Source organism: Coralliovum pocilloporae (genome assembly GCF_030845175.1).
GTDB classification, from domain to species: Bacteria; Pseudomonadota; Alphaproteobacteria; order Rhizobiales; family Cohaesibacteraceae; genus Coralliovum; species Coralliovum pocilloporae.
Genome location: NZ_CP132542.1, coordinates 3,860,032 through 3,877,073, shown reverse-complemented (window position 1 = coordinate 3,877,073; position 17,042 = coordinate 3,860,032). Strand labels below are relative to the sequence as shown.

The window sequence follows — 17,042 nt, the reverse complement described above, 5'->3', positions numbered from 1 at the left end:
TTTTATATCACGATCTCTATGCCTGAGTTTTCCAGTAGCAGTCAAGGCACTTCTATTGATAATACTTTTCTACTTACTTGCCCTTCTGAGTGATGTGTTCGCCGGGACAGCACTCATTGAGGACGGGACATCAGCATTCGAATTTTCCATGATGGCTCTTCTCATGCTTTTCTTCTATTTCCGCCTCAACCGAGCCATCAGACTAGCTTCAACACTTGATCACTGATTGCCTGGCTGAACGCCCCCCCCCCCGCAGAAGAAGCCTGCGAGGGTGCCGGGGAGGGCCTCAATGAAGCCCCCCCCAACCTCCGTCAGTTCACGGCTCTGATCGCGGCTTTTCTGGCTTCTGAGAGTTCTGCGCCCGTCTGCAGGGCACCGTGGGCCTGCTGGACTATGCTGTCGCGGTTGATGCCGAAGTGCTGGTAGAGGTCGCCGATGGTTCCGGTCTGACCGAAATGCTCCACCCCGAGCGGGATGGTCCTGTGTCCGGCAACGGCCCCCAGCCAGGACAGGGTGGCCGGATGACCGTCAACCACGGTCAGCAGGCTGCAATGGTTGGGCAGGGTGCCGAGAAGGGTTTCGATATGGCTTCTTGCCTTGCGATTGCCCCGGGCCCGGTCGCGCTGGGCGGCTGTCCAGCCGGCATTCAGTCTGTCGGCGGAGGTGACCGCCAGAACCCCGATATCACGACGGCTTTCCGCCAGCCTGCCAGCGGCCTCAATCGCCTCGTTTGCCACAGCGCCCTGATAGGCGATGACAAGCTCGCAATTGGGACCCGGCTCCCGTAGCCAGTAAGCACCGTCAATAACGCCTCTGCGGAAGAGCTCGTCCGTCCGCTTTGCGGGCTGCTCAAGCGGCTTTGTGGTCAGGCGCAGATAGACTGAGCCTCCGGTCTCATCCCTGAGCCATGTGCGCTCGTCCGGGTCACCCTCACCATCGCGTTGCATATAGTCAAACGCCCACTCCATGATCAGCGCCAGCTCATCGGCAAAGGCAGGCTCAAATGAGGCCAGGCCATCCTGGGCGATGCCTGTAAGCTGGGTGCCGATGGACTGGTGCGCGCCGCCCTCCGGTGCCAGCGTAACACCGGACGGCGTGCCGACAATCATGAAACGGGCGTCCTGATAACAGGCATAGTTGAGCGCATCCAGACCACGATGAACAAAGGGGTCGTAGACCGTGCCGATCGGAATAATTCGCTTGCCCCAGAGACTGTGAGCCAGACCGGCCGCACCGAGCAGCAGAAACAGGTTCATCTCGGCAATACCAAGCTCCAGGTGCTGCCCATCGGGCGCAAAATTCCACTTGGCTGTGGAGGGAATACGATGCTCGATAAAGGCATCCTTCAGCTCATCCCGCGCGAACAGTTTCCGGCGGTTCACAAACGGCCCGAGGCTGGTGGTCCCGGTCACATCCGGCGATGTGGTCATGATGCGGGCCGCAAGGTCGCTGTCACCCCTGGCCAGAGTGTCGAGGATCTTGCCAAAGGCGGTCTGGGTGGACAATTCCCGCTCTGAATCCACATGGAGGGCAGGCACGGCAATCCGGTCGTCTGAATAACGCCGGGTACCTTTGGAAAAGAAAGGAACCTGCGCCAGAAATGCCTTGAGACCATCCACATCATCAACCGTCGCAAATGGCTCCCATTCCTCTCCTGCCTGAACACCCATATGGGCCTGCCAGTCTGCCATCTGGGCTTTGGTCATCAGACCGCCGTGATTGTCCTTGTGCCCGGCAATGGGTGTTCCCCAGCCCTTGATGGTATAGGCGAGAAAACATGTGGGGCGGTCGTGGTCTATGGCATCGAATGTCTCGGCCATGGTGTGCACGCAATTGCCACCGAGATTCTCCATAAGCGCCGCCAGCTCGGCATCACTTCTGCAATCGAGCAGGGCGGTGACATCTCCCTGATCGCCCAGATCATCCATCAGATGTTTCCGCCACACCTCGCCGCCCATATAGGTGAGGGCCGAATAGTCCGCATTGGGGCAGGCATCAATCCAGGCCCGCAGTTTCTCGCCGCCAGGCTCCGCAAAGGCGGCCCGCTGCAGGGCACCATATTTCACCCGGACCACATCCCAGCCGAAGGCGTCAAAGATCTTTTCAAGACGCTCAAAAAGGCCCTCACGGACAATCCCGTCCAGCGACTGGCGGTTATAGTCGATAATCCACCAGGTGTTGCGCAAGTCGTTTTTCCAGCCTTCCTGCAGCACTTCATAGACATTGCCCTCATCCAGCTCCGCGTCGCCCACAAGCGCCACCATGCGACCGGTTTCGGTGTTCTGTCCCCAGCTCTTGGCCTTGATGAAATCCTGCACCATGGACGCAAGCGCCGTTATCCCCACACCCAGCCCGACAGACCCGGTAGAGAAGTCCACATCATCAATATCCTTGGTCCGGCTGGGATAGGACTGCACCCCGCCATAGCCGCGGAAATTCTCCATTTTCTCACGGGTCTGATTGCCCATCAGATAGTGCATCGCATGGAACACGGGCGACGCATGAGGTTTGACAGCCACCCGGTCCTGGGGTTTCAGGGCCGAGAAATAGAGTGCCGTCATAATCGACACCATGGAGGCGGAAGACGCCTGATGCCCCCCGACCTTGATCTCATCCGCCTTGGGCCGGATGTGATTGGCATGATGGATCATCCAGTGGGACAGCCACAGAAGCCGTTGCTCAATGGTTTTCATTTGGGCGATGTCGGTGGGCATGAGAAGCTCCTTACTCGGCGGCGTGATGAATGGGTCGCGGCAGGGATTGATCCAGGTCGGCGATGATGTCATCGACATCCTCCAGCCCGACAGACAAACGGATCAACCCGTCAGCAATATCGTGCTCGGCACGCTCCTCGGGCGTATAAGTGGAGTGGGTCATAGAGGCCGGATGCTGGATCAGCGTTTCGGCATCACCCAGGGATACGGCCCGCTGGATCATGTTCAGGTTGTTCATGAACCGGATGCCACCCGCCATGCCGCCCTCGACTTCAAAGGCGATCATCGCGCCGGGCCTGGACATCTGACACGTTGCAAGTTCGTGCTGGGCGAAACTGTCCAGCCCGGGAAAATACACGGTCCGGACCGACGGATGCTCCTGCAGATACTCGGCCACAATTCGAGCCGAAGCGCAATGGCGCTCCATACGCAGGGCCAGAGTTTTCAACCCGCGCAGGATCAGCATCGCATTGAACGGTGCCATAACCGCACCCGTCATGTCCTTCATTCCAACAAGTCGGATCTCGGCGATCTGTTCGGCCGTGCCGGCAACCAGCCCGGCCACCACATCGCCATGTCCACCGAGATACTTGGTGGCGGAGTGCACCACGATATCAGCGCCCAGTTCAACGGGTCGTGTCAGGAAAGGCGTAGCGTAGGTGTTGTCGACGACCACCTGCGCCCCGGCTTCATGCGCGATTGTGGCGGTGGCGGCAATGTCCACCAGCCGCATGTTCGGGTTGGCCGGGGTTTCGAAATAAACGACCCGGGTCTGCTTTGAGATCGCAGCACGCAGGTTTTCCGGGTCTGTCATATCCACATGAGTGATGGTCACACCCCATTTCGCCAGCCCATGCCGCATGAAGGCAAAGGTGCAGCCGTAAAGCGTCTTGTCGACGATCACTTCGTCGCCGGGCGACAGCAGAGTCCACAGCACCGCCGTAATGGCGCCCATGCCACTGGACAAGGCCAGCCCGGCTTCAGCCCCTTCGAGCGTGGCAATGCGCTGCTCCAGAAGATCACAGGTCGGGTTCGAGATACGGCTGTAAATATGCCCCTGGCGTTCGCCAGCGAACATTTCGCCTCCGGCCTCAGTGGTCTCAAATGCAAAGGTCGATGTGAGGTGCAGGGGCGGCGTCAACGCACCTTCGTTCTCTTGGGGATCATAGGCGTGGTGGATAGCGCGGGTGGCAAAGCCTTTGGACGAACTCATGGCAACCTCTCTCATGTTGTTTGAGACAGGATACGATGTATTGGCGGGGTAATGATTGCGAGTTATGCTATGTTGACTATAGATTTTGGCATTTTCTGCCAATGAGAGGCTTAAATGGACGCCAAAGACCGACAGATTATCCGCGCATTGCAGGCAAATGGCCGCATGACCAATCAGGACCTCGCCGCAGAAGTCAACTTGTCCCCGTCGCCCTGTCTGCGCCGGTTGCGCAATCTCGAAGAAAACGGCACGCTCCGGGGATACAGCGCCGAGGTGGACGCAAAGACCTATGGCCTGCCGATCACGGTCTTTGTGCGCATTCGGCTGGAACGCCACAACGAAGACGATGTCCGAAGCTTCGAAAGCCGAATCCATGCAATCGACGAAGTGCTTGAGTGTCATGTCCTGACCGGAGCCTCGGATTATCAGTTGCGGGTGGTGGTGCCCGGGCTGGATGCCTATGAGGATTTCATCCGTCATCGCATCCACCCCATCGGAGGCATTGCCTCCATTGACACCAGCTTCGTCTACTCTACCGTGAAGAAAACCAACGTATTTCCGGCAATCGATTAACCGTTGCGATACGTGTAGCTGTAGCCGTTAATGGCCGGTGCGCCGCCCAAATGGGCATAAAGAACCTTCGAGCCCTTCGGGAAAAAGCCCTTCTGTGCCAGGTCGATCATGCCCTGCATGGATTTGCCCTCATAGACAGGGTCCGTAATCATGGCCTCAGTGCGCGCCGCCAGCCGCATGGCTTCGTTGGTTTCGTGACTGGGCACCCCATAGGCCGGATAGGCGTAATCGGGATTGATGATGATCTCATCATCGCGCACGGCACGCCCCAGTTCCACAAGGTCGGCGGTGTTGTCGATAATCCCACGCATCTGCCCGCGCAGCTGGTCTGGCGTTCCGGAGGCATCAATACCGATGACCCTGTCCGCCCTGTTATCCGCTGCGAAACCGACAACCATGCCTGCCTGTGTCGACCCCGTCACACAGCAGACAACGATATAATCAAACGTGATGCCCATTTCCGCTTCCTGGGCGCGCACTTCCTCAGCAAAGCCCGCATAGCCAAGCCCGCCAAATTTATGCACCGACGCACCAGCCGGAATGGCATAGGGCACTCCGCCCGCATCCCGGACTGACTGCATGGCATCCTCCCAGCTCTGGCGGATCCCGATATCAAACCCTTCATCAACAAGACGGCTGTCAGCCCCCATCAGACGGGTCATCAGAATGTTGCCCACACGGTCATAGACCGCATCATCATGGGGTACCCAGCTTTCCTGAATGACCACGCACTTCATGCCTATCTTGGCTGCCGTTGCCGCGACCATGCGCGTATGGTTGGACTGCACCCCGCCGATGGACACCAGCGTATCAGCACCCGATGCAATCGCATCGGGGACAATATATTCCAGCTTGCGCAGTTTGTTACCGCCAAGCGCCAAGCCCGAATTGCAGTCTTCACGCTTGGCATAGATTTCAACATCTCCGCCAATAGCCTCGGAAAGCCTGGGCAGGTGTTCAATTGCAGTCGGGCCGAATGTGAGCGGGTAACGGTCAAATTTCGAGAGGTTCATGCTGTTCTTCCTTTGAGACAATCCGCCATCATCTTAAGTGAAGAAAAATGAAATGTGCTCTCAAATACAGCTGTATAAATACTGTCTGATTTATATATAGTCACCATCACATTCTTTCTCTTCTCAAATATGAGGATTTTATGGAAGAAAATTCCACATCTCATAATATCGACAAAATCGACCGCAAAATTCTCAAGTGTCTTCAGACAGATGGCCGCATGAGCAACGCTGAAATCGCCGAGAAGGTGAATGTCAGCCCGGCCACATGCCACCGGCGGACCCAGCGCCTGTTCGAAGACGGCATCATCTCGAGCGTCACCGCTCAGGTCAGACCGGATGCTGTGGACCTCAGCGTCCTGGTGCTGGTCGGTGCTGTTCTGGAGCGTTCAACACCTGAGAGCTTTGCAGAGTTTGAAGCCGCGATCCCGCAATTTCCCTTCATTCTCGAATGCCAGTGCGTAGCCGGAGATTTCGACTATTTCCTCAAGGTCCGTGTGAAGGATATTTCCGACTTCAACACACTGCATCGGGCACAATTGCTGACCCTTCCAGGTGTCAGGCAATTGCGCAGCTTCTTTGTCCTGAAGGAGGTCATCGAGAATGCCCCCCTTCATTTTTGAAGACCCTGCCGGGATGCCCTTTTCCTGATCAGAAGCCTTCCAGCACGATCTTGCCTCTGGCCTTGCCGCTTTCCAGCATGCTGTGCGCGCGGGTAAGGTTGGCCGCCGTAATGGTGCCAAAGGTTTCCGTTACCGTTGACCGGACCTTGCCTGCGTCGATCAACCCGGCCACCTCGTTCAGCATATCACTCTGTCGGGCGATATCCTCTGTCTGGAAGAGGGATCGCGTATACATGAACTCCCAGTGGATCGAGACCGATTTCTGCTTGAACGGCATGATGTCAAACCCAGCCGGATCATCAATCAGCCCGAACCGGCCCTGCGGCGCGATAAAGGCGCCAATCTCCGGCACATAATGCTCCGAGCCATTGGTTGAGAAGACAAAACCTGGCGCTCCAATGCCAAGGGCGGCTATCTGGTCCGTAAGGGGTTTGGAATGGTCAATCACGTGATGGGCACCAAGTTCGCGCACCCAGTCCTGCGTCTCGGGCCGGGACGCCGTAGCAATCACGGTCAGGTCTGTCATCGCACGCAGAAGCTGGATAGCGATGGACCCCACACCACCCGCACCGCCGATGATGACAACAGCCTGCGCCGCGCCGGGCACAGGCTTCAGCACATCCAGACGGTCAAACAGCATTTCATAGGCGGTCAGCGTGGTCAGGGGCAGCGCTGCAGCCGCAGCGGTTTCAATGGATGCAGGGGCATGGCCGACAATCCGCTCATCCACAAGATGGTATTCCGAATTGGTGCCGGGCCGGTCGATCGCACCAGCATACCAGACCCTGTCGCCAGGCTTGAACCGGCTGACTTTGTCTCCAACAGCAACAACGCGCCCGGCCGCATCCCATCCCAGAATGGCCGGGGCATCCCCGTCCGGCGCGCGCCGCATACGGATCTTGGTATCCACCGGATTGACGGAGATTGCCTCTACGCTGACCAGGAGGTCGTGGCCCCTGGCCTCAGGTGTATCAGTCTCGAAATCGATCAGCGCATCAGGGCGGTCAATCGGGCCTGTGCTTAAATAACCGACGGCTTTCATGGCTTGGTCCTTATCAGGTTATTCTTTCCTGATCCTAGATAAAAACTTGCCTTTTTCGGATAAACAGTCACTTTACGGAATCATAATCCGGATTATCCGCATAATGTTGATTGATAACATCCGCCTGTTCCAGAAGATCGCCGAGAAGGGCAGCCTCATCGCTGCGGGACGCGAGCTCGGCCTTTCAGCCACCACTGTCTCCGAGCGCCTGTCTACACTGGAAGCACATTACGGTGTGGTTTTGTTCAACCGGACCACCCGCTCCCTGCATCTGACTGATGAGGGACAGACCCTGCTTGATGGTGCCAAAGTGGTGCTGAGTGAGGTTGACGGACTGCATGCGCGCATCCGCCACGGGGCCCAGACCCTGTCAGGTCCGATCAGGATCAGCGCACCGGTTGATCTTGGCCGCAACATGGTCGCCGGGATTGTCACCGCCTTCACCCGGGAGCATCCGGCCATTTCGGTAGAGCTGTCCCTGTCTGACGGCTATATCGATATTGTCGGTGAAGGCTTTGATCTGGCTATCCGGTTCGGCACGGTTCCCGACAGCACCCTGCGCATCCGCAGCCTCGGAAGCCATCGCAGGATCGTCTGTGCCGCTCCGTCCTATATCGCCGCAAACGGCACACCACGCAGTCCATCCGATCTCCATGACCACAATTGCCTGATCATGAGATTTGGCACAACACTGGACAACATCTGGCATTTCCAGAATGGAACCAGACTTGAGACAATCACTGTCCGCGGCAATTCAATCGTCAATGACAGTATGCTGGTCCGCCAATGGGCCCTCGACGGGCTCGGCATCGTGCTGAAATCGGAACTTGATGTCGCATCAGATCTCAAGGCCGGACGGCTTGTGCCGCTTCTTGAAGATTATGCATCACCTCCAACCCCGTTGCAGATCATCTTCCCACCTGGCCGCTCACAACCAAGACGCATCCACGCGCTGGTAGAAAAGCTCTGTGCTGCCATGCCGCAATAGCGCAGGCAGTGCCCCTTCAGCCCCTTATGCCAGGATATCAAATATCCTCGGGTCATCCATCTGGCTGACATTGAAGCGCATAAACCGGTCCATGGTCTGAGAAGGGCTGAACACATTGCCAGGGGCGAGGACGACATCCTGGGTCAACGCTTTTTTTGAGAGCTCTGTCGCACTCAGGCCCTCAGGCCCTCAGGCAGGGTGCACCAGAGATAGAACCCTCCTCTTGGCATGATCCAAGGCTCAATGCCGATGGCAGATAATTGCCCGGCAATCTTCTGGCGTGCATGGTTCAGTTTCGAATGGAGCAGGTCTCTGTGTCGCTGGTAGCGGCTGTCAGAGAGAACGCCTTTGATCACACTTGTGGCGAACGTTCCGGCACCGCCGAAATTTGTCGCCACCTGCATATCGACAAGGGCCTCGATCCAGTCTGACCTGGCGGCGATGTAACCGCATCTTATGGAGGCAGACACAATCTTGGAGAAGCTGCCAATCCGAATAACCTGATTGAGACCATCCAAAGCAGCCAGGCGAGGGGAGGGGTCCGGCTCCAGAGGCGCGAAGATCTCGTCTTCAATGATGGTCAGGCCATGGGTGTTGGCCAGAGACAGAATACGGTGGGCCGTTTGCGGGGACAGCGTTGCACCGGTCGGATTATGGAGGCCGGAATTCGTGATATAAAGCCGCGGCTGATGATCTCTCAACACGGCCTCAAAGGCCTCCACATCCGGCCCTGAGGGCGTGTAGGGCACACCCACAACGCGGGCCTGATGAACCCGCAGGAGCGCCTGGAAATTGAAGTAACAGGGATCGTCAACAATCACAGTGTCGCCCGGCTGAAGAAGGAACCGGCAGACAAGATCAATCGCCTGCGTTCCGGAAACGGTCAGCATGATCCGATCGGCGGAGACCTGAAGTCCTTCATCAACAAACTGACGGGACAGAAGCTGCCGCAAGTCTGCAGCACCGCTGGCATCCGCATAATCGGCAAGAACTGCCAGGTCCTGACGTGTCGCTGACCGTACAGACCGGGCAATGATGTCATTTGGCATCCAGTCTGCAGGCATCCACCCGCAGCCGGGCTTGAGCGTGGTCGTCTCAGAGCCCAGCGACTGCCGAGATACCCACAGCGGATCGATTTCACGCTCCACCTGTGGCCCGGCCTCTGCGAGAACAAGAGGCGCGGTCGCTCTGGCGACATAATAGCCGGATCCGGGGCGGGAGCGGATTGTTCCCTCTGCAGCCAGACGTGCATAGGCCTCGACCACGGTAGAGGGCGAAACCTTCATCTTTGCCGCAAGCTGACGAATGGAGGGCAGCCGGTCGCCTGACGTCAGCGTGCGTGCCGCGATGCGCTCTGTCACAGACAGCATGACCTCTTCAGTCCGGGTTGTCTTTTTCACCAGAAGCTCCGCTAGAAACTGCGCCTGAAGCTAAGACTGTATGGGCTTTCATACCAATACAGTTCTTCTAAATTGTACTTGTCTGTTTCTGTCAACGCCACCCGCAAGCTGATAGTTTTGTTCCGAGAGCAAAGGGAAGGCGGACAATGCAGAGACGGATGGCAGGTTGGGGGAACGGTTTGCTGGGCGTGATCATCTTCAGCGCCTCACTTCCCGCAACACGGGTGGCCGTTGGCGGGTTTGACCCTGTGTTTCTGACCGCTGCCCGGGCTGTGATTGCAACCGGGCTCGGGGTTCTGTGCCTTCTGGTCTTACAGGAGAAACGCCCCTTAAAGAGCGATATCAGGTCGCTGACAATCGTGGCTTTCGGTGTTGTTGTGGGTTTCCCGCTATGCACAGCCTTGGCGCTTGAGCACATCACCTCTGCCCGATCGATTGTCTTCATCGGCCTGCTGCCTCTGCTGACGGCCTTTTTCGGCGTCTTGCGCGGCGGTGAGCGGCCACATCCGGTTTTCTGGATTTTTTCCGGTCTGGGCAGTGCCCTTGTTGCAGGTTTTGCCTGGTTTCAGGGTGCAGAAGGATCTGTGACCGGCGATCTCTACATGGTCCTGGCCATTATTGTCTGCGGACTTGGATATGCGGAAGGTGGAATCCTCTCGCGCCGCCTGGGCGGCTGGCAGGTCATCTCATGGGCTCTTGCCTTGTCGCTACCCGTAATGGCACCGATTGCGCTGTTCACACTGCCTTCGGACTGGACCCATGTCACCCTGCCCCAATGGACCGGGCTTGCCTATGTCTCGGTGTTCAGCATGCTGGTCGGCTTCATCTTCTGGTATCGGGGCCTGGCAACAGGCGGAATTGCAGGGGTCGGACAGCTCCAGCTGCTGCAACCCTTCTTCGGCCTGATGCTCGCGGGCCTCCTGCTTGGTGAAGTGGTCAGCGCGGGAATGGTTCTGGTGACAGGTCTGGTCGTCCTCTGCGTTGCCGGAGCAAAACGGTTTGCGTGATTGCCATCAGTAAACACATTTCAGCAGGAAAACGCCCCGAACTAGCAGGTGTTTCCCCCTCACTCCCGCTCCTTGACCCCCAGCTCCTTGGCCACCTCGCGCAGCTGGAACTTCTGGATTTTGCCGGTTGAGGTTTTCGGCAGGTCCTGGAAGACGACGGTTTTCGGGGTTTTGAAGCCTGCGAGGTTTTCTCGGCAGAAGCTGATGACGTCTTCGGGGGTGAGGGCTTCGCCGTCGCGGACTTCCACAAAAGCGCAAGGGGATTCGCCCCATTTCTCGTCAGGCCGGGCCACAACGGCCGCTGCCTGCACGGCCGGATGCCGGTAGAGCACGGCTTCCACTTCCACCGATGAGATATTCTCACCGCCCGAGATGATCACATCCTTCAGCCGGTCGCGGATCTGGATATAACCGTCCGGATGGACAACGGCCGCATCACCGGACCAGAACCAGCCATCCTTGAAAGCCTTTTCGGATGCGTCCTGATCTTTGTAATAGCCCTTCATCACCGTATTGCCGCGAATGGCAATCTCGCCCTGTGTCTCGCCATCGCGGGGGACTTCCTCGCCGGTCTCGGTATTGATTACCGCAACCGCTTCCACCATGGGGAAGGCAATGCCCTGCTGGGCCTGCAGGCGGGCCTGTTCATCCGGGGAGGCCTCAGCCCAGGCGTCCTGCCAGAGGCATTGAGTGATGTGGCCATAGGTTTCCGTCAGCCCGTAGACCTGCATCACATCAAGGCCGATTTCCTTGGATTTCTGCAGGATAGCCGGGGGAGGCGGAGCACCCGCTGTCATCACCCGGATCGGGGGCGACAGAGGTTTCTGCGGGGCGTGCTCGGATTCAGCCAGCATCTGCAGCACAATCGGTGCCGCGCCCAGATGGGTCACCCCATGCTCTTCAATCGCCTTGAAGATGAGAGCGGGAAGCGGCATGCGGGTAAAGACCATGGTGCCGCCGGTCAGCGCCATCATCCACGGATGCCCCCAGCCATTGCAATGGAACATGGGCACGATGGACAGATAGACCGGGAAAGGCGCCACCTGCCAGGCTGGCACCGTGCCGAGCGCCATGAGATAGGCCCCGCGATGATGATAGACCACGCCCTTCGGCTTGCCGGATGTACCGGACGTATAGTTGAGCGCAATGGCCTGCCATTCATCCTGTGGCAGGGGCAGAAGACCCGTTATCGGCTCTGCCGACAGAAGCGTGTCATAACCTGCACCGCCCAGCGTCATCTCAATGCTGGTGGCCGGGTCATTGATCTCAACCAGCGGAATGGTGCGTCCGAGACGCTCAAAGGCATCTTTCAGAAGCGGCAGCAATTCCCGGTCGGCAATCACCAGCCTGCTGTCCGCATGGTCGAGGATATAGGCGATGGTTTCCGCTTCAAGCCGGGTGTTCAGCGTGTTCAGTACACCACCGGAGAGGGGGACGGCGAAATGCAGCTCGAACAGTTCAGGGATATTGGGGGCGAGGACCGTCACCGTGTCCCCCTCGCCAATGCCCATGGCCTGCAGCCCGGCGGCCACCGAACGGACCCGCTGCCCGACCTCCTGCCAGCTCAGCCGCAAGTCGCCATAAATCACCGCTGTCCGGTCTGGAAACAGACTTTCCGCCCGGTTCAGAAAGGACAGGGGTGACAGGGGCACATGGTTGGCTCCTGTCTGGCCAAAGGCGTCAAACTGCTCTTTCATGGTCGTCCTCCCGAACCGTCAGGGGTTTCGACCCGCACTCTCAAACCTGTTGTTTCGGTTCTGTCCCGGCGCGGGTCTGATCATTTGTCCCGAATCTGAATTTTAGCGCTCGCCGAAGCCTTTGGGAACCGGCAGATCAGGTAGACCCTCAGCCCGCTTTTTGAGGCTGCGGCCAATAACAACCCGGCTGATTTCCGTTGTGCCATCCACAATGCGCAGCATCTGCGACAGGCGGCTCAACCGATCCATGCCATAGGGTTTCAGCAGCCCCATGCCACCCAGAACCTGGGTGCAGGTGTTGGCAGCCTTTACTGCACAATCAGGCACAAACCGCTTGGCATGCGCCGCCATCAGCGGACCTTCCGGCGTGCCAAGAGCATTGGCCGCGGCACGATAGAGCAGGCGCGAGGCTTCAAGCTCGGTTGCCACCTCGCCCAGCATCCACTGGATGCCGTCCAGGTCCAGATTGCTGCCTTTGAACATCTTGCGGTTCTTGGCATAGGACAGCGCCGTATCAAGGGCGGCTTCCATCAGCCCGCAGCAGCCCGAAGCAATGGAGACACGGGCAATATCAATCGCCATCAGAGACCCCTGCAGGCCCTGTCCCACAGGCAGGATGATGTTGTCTTCAGAGACAATCACATTGTCCATATACATCTCGGACAGCGGCAGGAAGTTATAGCTCGGGGTCTCATAGCGCGGCCCGAAGCTGAGGCCTGGCGTGTCTTTCGGAATGGCGATCATTGCCATGTCCTTGTGGCCGGGTTCATCGGTGGTTTTGACCACGGTGAAATAGATATCCGCTTCACCGGCCAGGCTGACCCAGGCTTTCGCGCCGTTGATTGTCCAGGTGCCATCCTCATTGATCACGGCACGGCTGTACATGTTTGTGGCGTCAGAGCCTGATTGCGGCTCGGTCAGGGCGAAATTGGCCAGCTTACGGCCCGAGGTCAGATCCCGTGCCCAGTCATCCTTCAGCTTGTCTGTGCCATAGCCACAGGCTGCAAAAGTGCAGATATTGTGCATGGAGAGCGCGAACGCATAGGCACCATCACCCTTGCCCAGTTCTTCATAAACGCGAATGCCCTCGCCAAGAGGCAGGCCCTGGCCACCAAAGTCTTCCGGCGCATAGAGCCCGGTCAGCCCCAGCGCGCCCGCCTTGTCAGACGCATCGCGCGGCCATACACCGGCCTCGTTCCATGCATCCACATTAGGCTTGATCACCTCGTCAGTATGGCTGCGTGCAGCGTCCAGAATCTGGTCCAGTTTCGTTGTCATGAAAAACCTCCCGATGCGCAAATTCAGCGCAGGTTACTGAAGACTGAAAGACCGTTTACCTGATATTTGTCTGTGCTAGTATCTTGAAAAATTTAAGATGGTCATTGAAAAATTTTATGAGCGAATCTCTCCCCAGCCTGAAGGCCCTGCAGGCCTTTGAAATGTGCCACAGGCTTGGCAGCTTTACGGAAGCCGCCCGACGGCTGAACGTGCAGCAACCGGCCATCAGCTACCAGATCAAGAAGCTTGAGGGAGAGCTGGGGGTGAAACTGTTTGTGGTGCGCAGCAACCGGCTTGTTCCCACCCATTATGCCGATGACCTGTTCGACAAGCTGGCTCCGGCTTTTGATTCCGTCCGCGAGGCCTGCAGCGACATTCGCCGGGCTGTGTCTGACGCGCCCATAACGCTGGCCACCTATCCGGGGCTGGCCAATTACTGGCTGACCCCGCGTCTGGGGCAGGTGGCGCGCGGAACGGCACCGGACAGCCAGCCCGATATCCGCATTGTCACGGTGATCAGCGACCGCGAGCTGTTCAAGGAAAATGCCGATTGCTGGATTGCCTTTGGCAGGGGCGACTGGCCGGGCTTTGAAAGCCACATGATCATTCCGGAAGATGTCTGCCCGGTGGCAGCGCCCGCCCTGGTAGACGCCATTGGGGCAACCAATGAAGAAGCCTTCTTCAAAGCCGCTCCGATCATCGAGCAGGAGGACGCAGAACAGCGCTGGGTAACCTGGGCAGACTGGCACCAGAGCCAGGATCTGATTTCTGAGCTGCCGGAAAACCGTATCTCGGTCACCGATCACGGCCTTGCCCTGCATATGGCCCTGAGCGGGGCCGGGGTCGCGCTTGGCTGGCTCGGGGTGGTGACAGATCTTCTCGCCAGCCGCAGCCTGGTCCGTGTCTCAAACCACAGCCTCAAGTCAGACGCAGGCTACTGGCTCCTCTCCCGCCCGGGCTTTCTCGACACCCGCCGGGGACGCGCTGTCCGCGAGGTTCTGGTGGGGGAGTAACTCCTACTTCTGCACCACCTCCCTGACAGTCACTGTTCCGCATTCCGGGCAGCAGAAGGTTTCGCTGGCTTCGCGCTGGTCATGGACGCTTTTGCGCACTTCTCGGGCAATCCGCTGACTGAGGCCGAGGGATTTGCGCAGTTCTTCCAGTTCACTTTCCTCATTCTCGTCGATAATGCCATCTTCGAGCGCGCGTCTCAGTTCGCTGGTCAGTTCTTCCCGGTTGCGACGCAACTGATCAGCCAGGCCTGAGGCCAGAATACCGGCAGGGAGCGCGGCCATGCCAACCCCGATTACTGTGACCAGCGCCCCGAAAAACTGGCCAGCCGGAGTAACAGGAGTCACATCGCCATAACCCACCGTGGTCAATGTCGCCATCGCCCACCACATGGCATGAGGGATGGAACCGAATTTATCCGGCTGGGCATCATGCTCCACCAGATAGGCACCGCTGGCGGCCAGAATAAGCAACACCATCAAAATGAAGAACCCGGCAAAGAAGGCATTCGCCTCCTCTCGGATCACATTCAGCAGCATGGACATGGCCGAGGAATAGCGGGTCAGTTTGAAGACCCGTAGCAGACGCAACACCCTGAGCACACGCAGATCGATGGCCAGAACAAAACTGAGATAGAAAGGCAGAATGGCAATCAGGTCAATAATCGCCATAGGCGACAGCATATAAGCCCGGCGGGGACTGGTTTCTCCAGTATAGTCCGGATTCTCAACACAAGACCAGAGGCGTGCGATATATTCCACCGTGAAAATGGCGACCGAGACCAGTTCTATTACCTCAAACAGCCGCTGATGTTCTGCCCTGATGCTAGCGACCGTTTCCAACACTACGGCGATGATATTGACGGCAATCAGCGTGATCAGAAACAGGTCAACCAGCTTCCCCGGCATATCAGACCGGTCGGTGGGCTCCAGCTTGTCGAAGACACGTTTTCTGAGGGTATTCTGTTGGATGGTCTGATCTGTCGTCATGCATTGCCCCATTGTCGTTGGTGGCTCTCCGGTTCAGGAAGCTCTTAATACGGCAGGACACATCCGACTCGCCCCCACGGTATCAGATCACCAAGCATACATCGGCCCAAATCGTGATGAAACGATCAGGATCAAATTGCAGAATCCTCATCAGCCAGATCGTCTGGCCATAGGGTGAAATCGTCCCGGATGGTGAAACGCTGATTGTATGGGAGGCCATGATCGAGTTTCTTGAGCCAGTTCCGGCTGGCCTTGTTATCTCGCAGGCTCACCCGCAGATAGACCGGCACCTCAAAGATCCGGCTGAACCTGATAAGCAGATTTGCATGCGACCGCCTTGGCCGCGATCCTGGCTCGGAATGGGCGTTTTCAAGTGCCAGCTCGGTGATCTCACCGAGGATGCGATCGCCTGCTGTGAGATCTGACGGCCGTTTCTCAATCAATCTGTGACCGAGTTTCCGGCGCAGGGTCTTGTGCACGGACGCTGTTGCCCTGACCAGACCGGCAAAGAGCGCCAGAGCAACCGCAAGCGTTGCCATCATCTGGGCGGGGGCCATATCCCAAAGCCAGAGGATGGCCGTCATCAGAGAGGATTCCGCCTGTTGCACCACAAAGAGGCTGCTGGCCTCCTCTTCAAGATAGGTCCCGATAGCTGACAGGGCGATGAGACCCAGAATGGCGGTCAGAAGCAGCTCCATGACAACAAACCTGATGACCCGGCGCACATGAAGCTCTTCAAAGGTAATCAGATCCTGTGCCCTCTCCTGTGCCCTTGGGCCGATCTCGATCATGGTTCGCTCTTCGAGATCGCCAAGGCGATCAAAGAACCATTTTGTCTGGTCATAGATGGAACCGGCCGCGACAATTTCCTCACCACGGGCTGCATCGGGCTTCAGCAGAATAGTGCCGTTGTTCAGATCCCTGCCGAGAACCAGGAAAGAGGTCTCACGTGCCCGGCGGATTGCATAATGCACCTTCAGGAAGTCAAGCAGCAGGATTGATGCAAAGAGGATAATCACAAGGGCCACCCCAAAGGCGACCCAGGCCAGATCCGAAGCCTTCAACCAGATGGACAGCACATATAGCCCGTCTGCATCCACGGTCAGAACACAGATCAGATGAAACAGCAGTCCGCTTGTCATGACCAGACACAGAAGACCATAATTGGCCAGGCGCCCGTAATCCGGACCATCATAAGGCCTGGCGCCCGGGTCACTGTTCCCACCCTTTGAAGATGTCTTGTTTGTGCGCTGACCTCTTTTGAAAACAAATTTGCGGAGCAGCGGAATGAGAACAGAAAGACCGATCAGCCCATAGCCCAGTATCTCGGTAAAGGCCGGGATGATACCCGCCATTTCCGGAAACAGCTCCTGTCCGGCAGACGAATAGAGCCCCCACCGCCCAAAGACGATGCAAGCCAGCCCCAACACAAAAAGCACCCCAAAAATCATCTTCAGCCCTGTTGGCGTCACCTCTCAAGAGAGTACAATCAGGGTA

13 protein-coding genes and 1 pseudogene are annotated in these 17,042 nt (G+C 57.7%); 5 read left to right on the top strand and 9 right to left on the bottom strand.

The annotated features are described in order from the left end of the window. Positions 1-311: 311 nt before the first annotated feature. Together RA157_RS17505 and RA157_RS17500 are read right to left on the bottom strand one after the other, a co-directional pair. Complete coding sequence (locus RA157_RS17505; RefSeq protein WP_434058512.1) at positions 312-2,693, bottom strand: thiamine pyrophosphate-binding protein; 2,382 nt, start codon at positions 2,691-2,693, stop codon at positions 312-314. Positions 2,694-2,724: 31 nt separating this feature from the next. Continuing rightward, the gene (locus RA157_RS17500; RefSeq protein ID WP_350334402.1) at positions 2,725-3,927 is read right to left on the bottom strand and encodes a methionine gamma-lyase; all 1,203 of its coding nucleotides are present in this window, start codon (positions 3,925-3,927) and stop codon (positions 2,725-2,727) included. A gap of 114 nt (positions 3,928-4,041) precedes the next feature. On the opposite strand from RA157_RS17500, the gene RA157_RS17495 reads away from it, so the two are divergent. Then, positions 4,042-4,500 (top strand): Lrp/AsnC family transcriptional regulator, encoded by a 459-nt coding sequence (locus tag RA157_RS17495; protein ID WP_350334401.1) that lies wholly within the window; start codon positions 4,042-4,044, stop codon positions 4,498-4,500. Here RA157_RS17495 and RA157_RS17490 read toward each other — a convergent pair. Next, entirely contained in the window at positions 4,497-5,513 is a 1,017-nt protein-coding gene (locus RA157_RS17490; protein WP_350334400.1) for a 1-aminocyclopropane-1-carboxylate deaminase, read from the bottom strand. The two genes, RA157_RS17495 and RA157_RS17490, sit on opposite strands and share 4 nt — an antisense overlap. Before the next feature lie 140 nt (positions 5,514-5,653). On the opposite strand from RA157_RS17490, the gene RA157_RS17485 reads away from it, so the two are divergent. Further along, entirely contained in the window at positions 5,654-6,133 is a 480-nt protein-coding gene (locus tag RA157_RS17485) for an Lrp/AsnC family transcriptional regulator (protein WP_350334399.1), read from the top strand. Between the two features lie 28 nt (positions 6,134-6,161). On the opposite strand, the gene RA157_RS17480 is transcribed toward RA157_RS17485, so the two are convergent. Then, on the bottom strand, positions 6,162-7,175 hold the full coding sequence (locus RA157_RS17480) for a zinc-binding alcohol dehydrogenase family protein (protein WP_350334398.1): 1,014 nt from the start codon (positions 7,173-7,175) through the stop codon (positions 6,162-6,164). A 103-nt stretch (positions 7,176-7,278) separates the two neighbouring features. On the opposite strand from RA157_RS17480, the gene RA157_RS17475 reads away from it, so the two are divergent. After that, positions 7,279-8,163 carry a LysR family transcriptional regulator gene (locus RA157_RS17475; RefSeq protein WP_350334397.1) on the top strand — a complete coding sequence of 295 codons (885 nt, stop codon included), beginning with the start codon at positions 7,279-7,281 and terminating at the stop codon, positions 8,161-8,163. Between the two features lie 24 nt (positions 8,164-8,187). Here the strand turns inward: RA157_RS17475 and RA157_RS17470 are convergent. Beyond that, positions 8,188-9,533, bottom strand: a pseudogene (locus RA157_RS17470) (aminotransferase-like domain-containing protein). 176 nt (positions 9,534-9,709) lie between these two features. Here RA157_RS17470 and RA157_RS17465 point away from each other — a divergent pair. Then, positions 9,710-10,570, top strand: a complete 861-nt coding sequence (locus RA157_RS17465) for a DMT family transporter (RefSeq protein ID WP_350334396.1) — start codon at positions 9,710-9,712, stop codon at positions 10,568-10,570. A 59-nt stretch (positions 10,571-10,629) separates the two neighbouring features. Here the strand turns inward: RA157_RS17465 and RA157_RS17460 are convergent, their stop codons facing one another. Then, complete coding sequence (locus tag RA157_RS17460) at positions 10,630-12,267, bottom strand: AMP-binding protein (protein ID WP_350334395.1); 1,638 nt, start codon at positions 12,265-12,267, stop codon at positions 10,630-10,632. 102 nt (positions 12,268-12,369) lie between these two features. Next, entirely contained in the window at positions 12,370-13,545 is a 1,176-nt protein-coding gene (locus RA157_RS17455) for an acyl-CoA dehydrogenase family protein (RefSeq protein ID WP_350334394.1), read from the bottom strand. 116 nt (positions 13,546-13,661) lie between these two features. On the opposite strand from RA157_RS17455, the gene RA157_RS17450 reads away from it, so the two are divergent. After that, complete coding sequence (locus RA157_RS17450; RefSeq protein WP_350334393.1) at positions 13,662-14,558, top strand: LysR family transcriptional regulator; 897 nt, start codon at positions 13,662-13,664, stop codon at positions 14,556-14,558. Positions 14,559-14,561: 3 nt separating this feature from the next. Here the strand turns inward: RA157_RS17450 and RA157_RS17445 are convergent, their stop codons facing one another. Beyond that, positions 14,562-15,545, bottom strand: coding sequence for an ion transporter (locus tag RA157_RS17445; RefSeq protein ID WP_350334392.1), 984 nt, complete (start codon positions 15,543-15,545; stop codon positions 14,562-14,564). Positions 15,546-15,676: 131 nt separating this feature from the next. Beyond that, positions 15,677-16,996, bottom strand: coding sequence for a hypothetical protein (locus RA157_RS17440; protein ID WP_350334391.1), 1,320 nt, complete (start codon positions 16,994-16,996; stop codon positions 15,677-15,679). Positions 16,997-17,042 lie beyond the last annotated feature (46 nt).

What these genes read in the sequence shown, in the direction of transcription:
- RA157_RS17490 (WP_350334400.1), bottom strand. Translation starts at nt 5,513, where the DNA reads ATGAACCTCTCGAAATTTGACCGTTACCCGCTCACATTCGGCCCGACT.
- RA157_RS17500 (WP_350334402.1), bottom strand. Translation starts at nt 3,927, where the DNA reads ATGAGTTCGTCCAAAGGCTTTGCCACCCGCGCTATCCACCACGCCTAT.
- RA157_RS17475 (WP_350334397.1), top strand. Translation starts at nt 7,279, where the DNA reads ATGTTGATTGATAACATCCGCCTGTTCCAGAAGATCGCCGAGAAGGGC.
- RA157_RS17465 (WP_350334396.1), top strand. Translation starts at nt 9,710, where the DNA reads ATGCAGAGACGGATGGCAGGTTGGGGGAACGGTTTGCTGGGCGTGATC.
- RA157_RS17505 (WP_434058512.1), bottom strand. Translation starts at nt 2,693, where the DNA reads ATGAAAACCATTGAGCAACGGCTTCTGTGGCTGTCCCACTGGATGATC.
- RA157_RS17485 (WP_350334399.1), top strand. Translation starts at nt 5,654, where the DNA reads ATGGAAGAAAATTCCACATCTCATAATATCGACAAAATCGACCGCAAA.
- RA157_RS17455 (WP_350334394.1), bottom strand. Translation starts at nt 13,545, where the DNA reads ATGACAACGAAACTGGACCAGATTCTGGACGCTGCACGCAGCCATACT.
- RA157_RS17460 (WP_350334395.1), bottom strand. Translation starts at nt 12,267, where the DNA reads ATGAAAGAGCAGTTTGACGCCTTTGGCCAGACAGGAGCCAACCATGTG.
- RA157_RS17445 (WP_350334392.1), bottom strand. Translation starts at nt 15,545, where the DNA reads ATGACGACAGATCAGACCATCCAACAGAATACCCTCAGAAAACGTGTC.
- RA157_RS17480 (WP_350334398.1), bottom strand. Translation starts at nt 7,175, where the DNA reads ATGAAAGCCGTCGGTTATTTAAGCACAGGCCCGATTGACCGCCCTGAT.
- RA157_RS17495 (WP_350334401.1), top strand. Translation starts at nt 4,042, where the DNA reads ATGGACGCCAAAGACCGACAGATTATCCGCGCATTGCAGGCAAATGGC.
- RA157_RS17450 (WP_350334393.1), top strand. Translation starts at nt 13,662, where the DNA reads ATGAGCGAATCTCTCCCCAGCCTGAAGGCCCTGCAGGCCTTTGAAATG.
- RA157_RS17440 (WP_350334391.1), bottom strand. Translation starts at nt 16,996, where the DNA reads ATGATTTTTGGGGTGCTTTTTGTGTTGGGGCTGGCTTGCATCGTCTTT.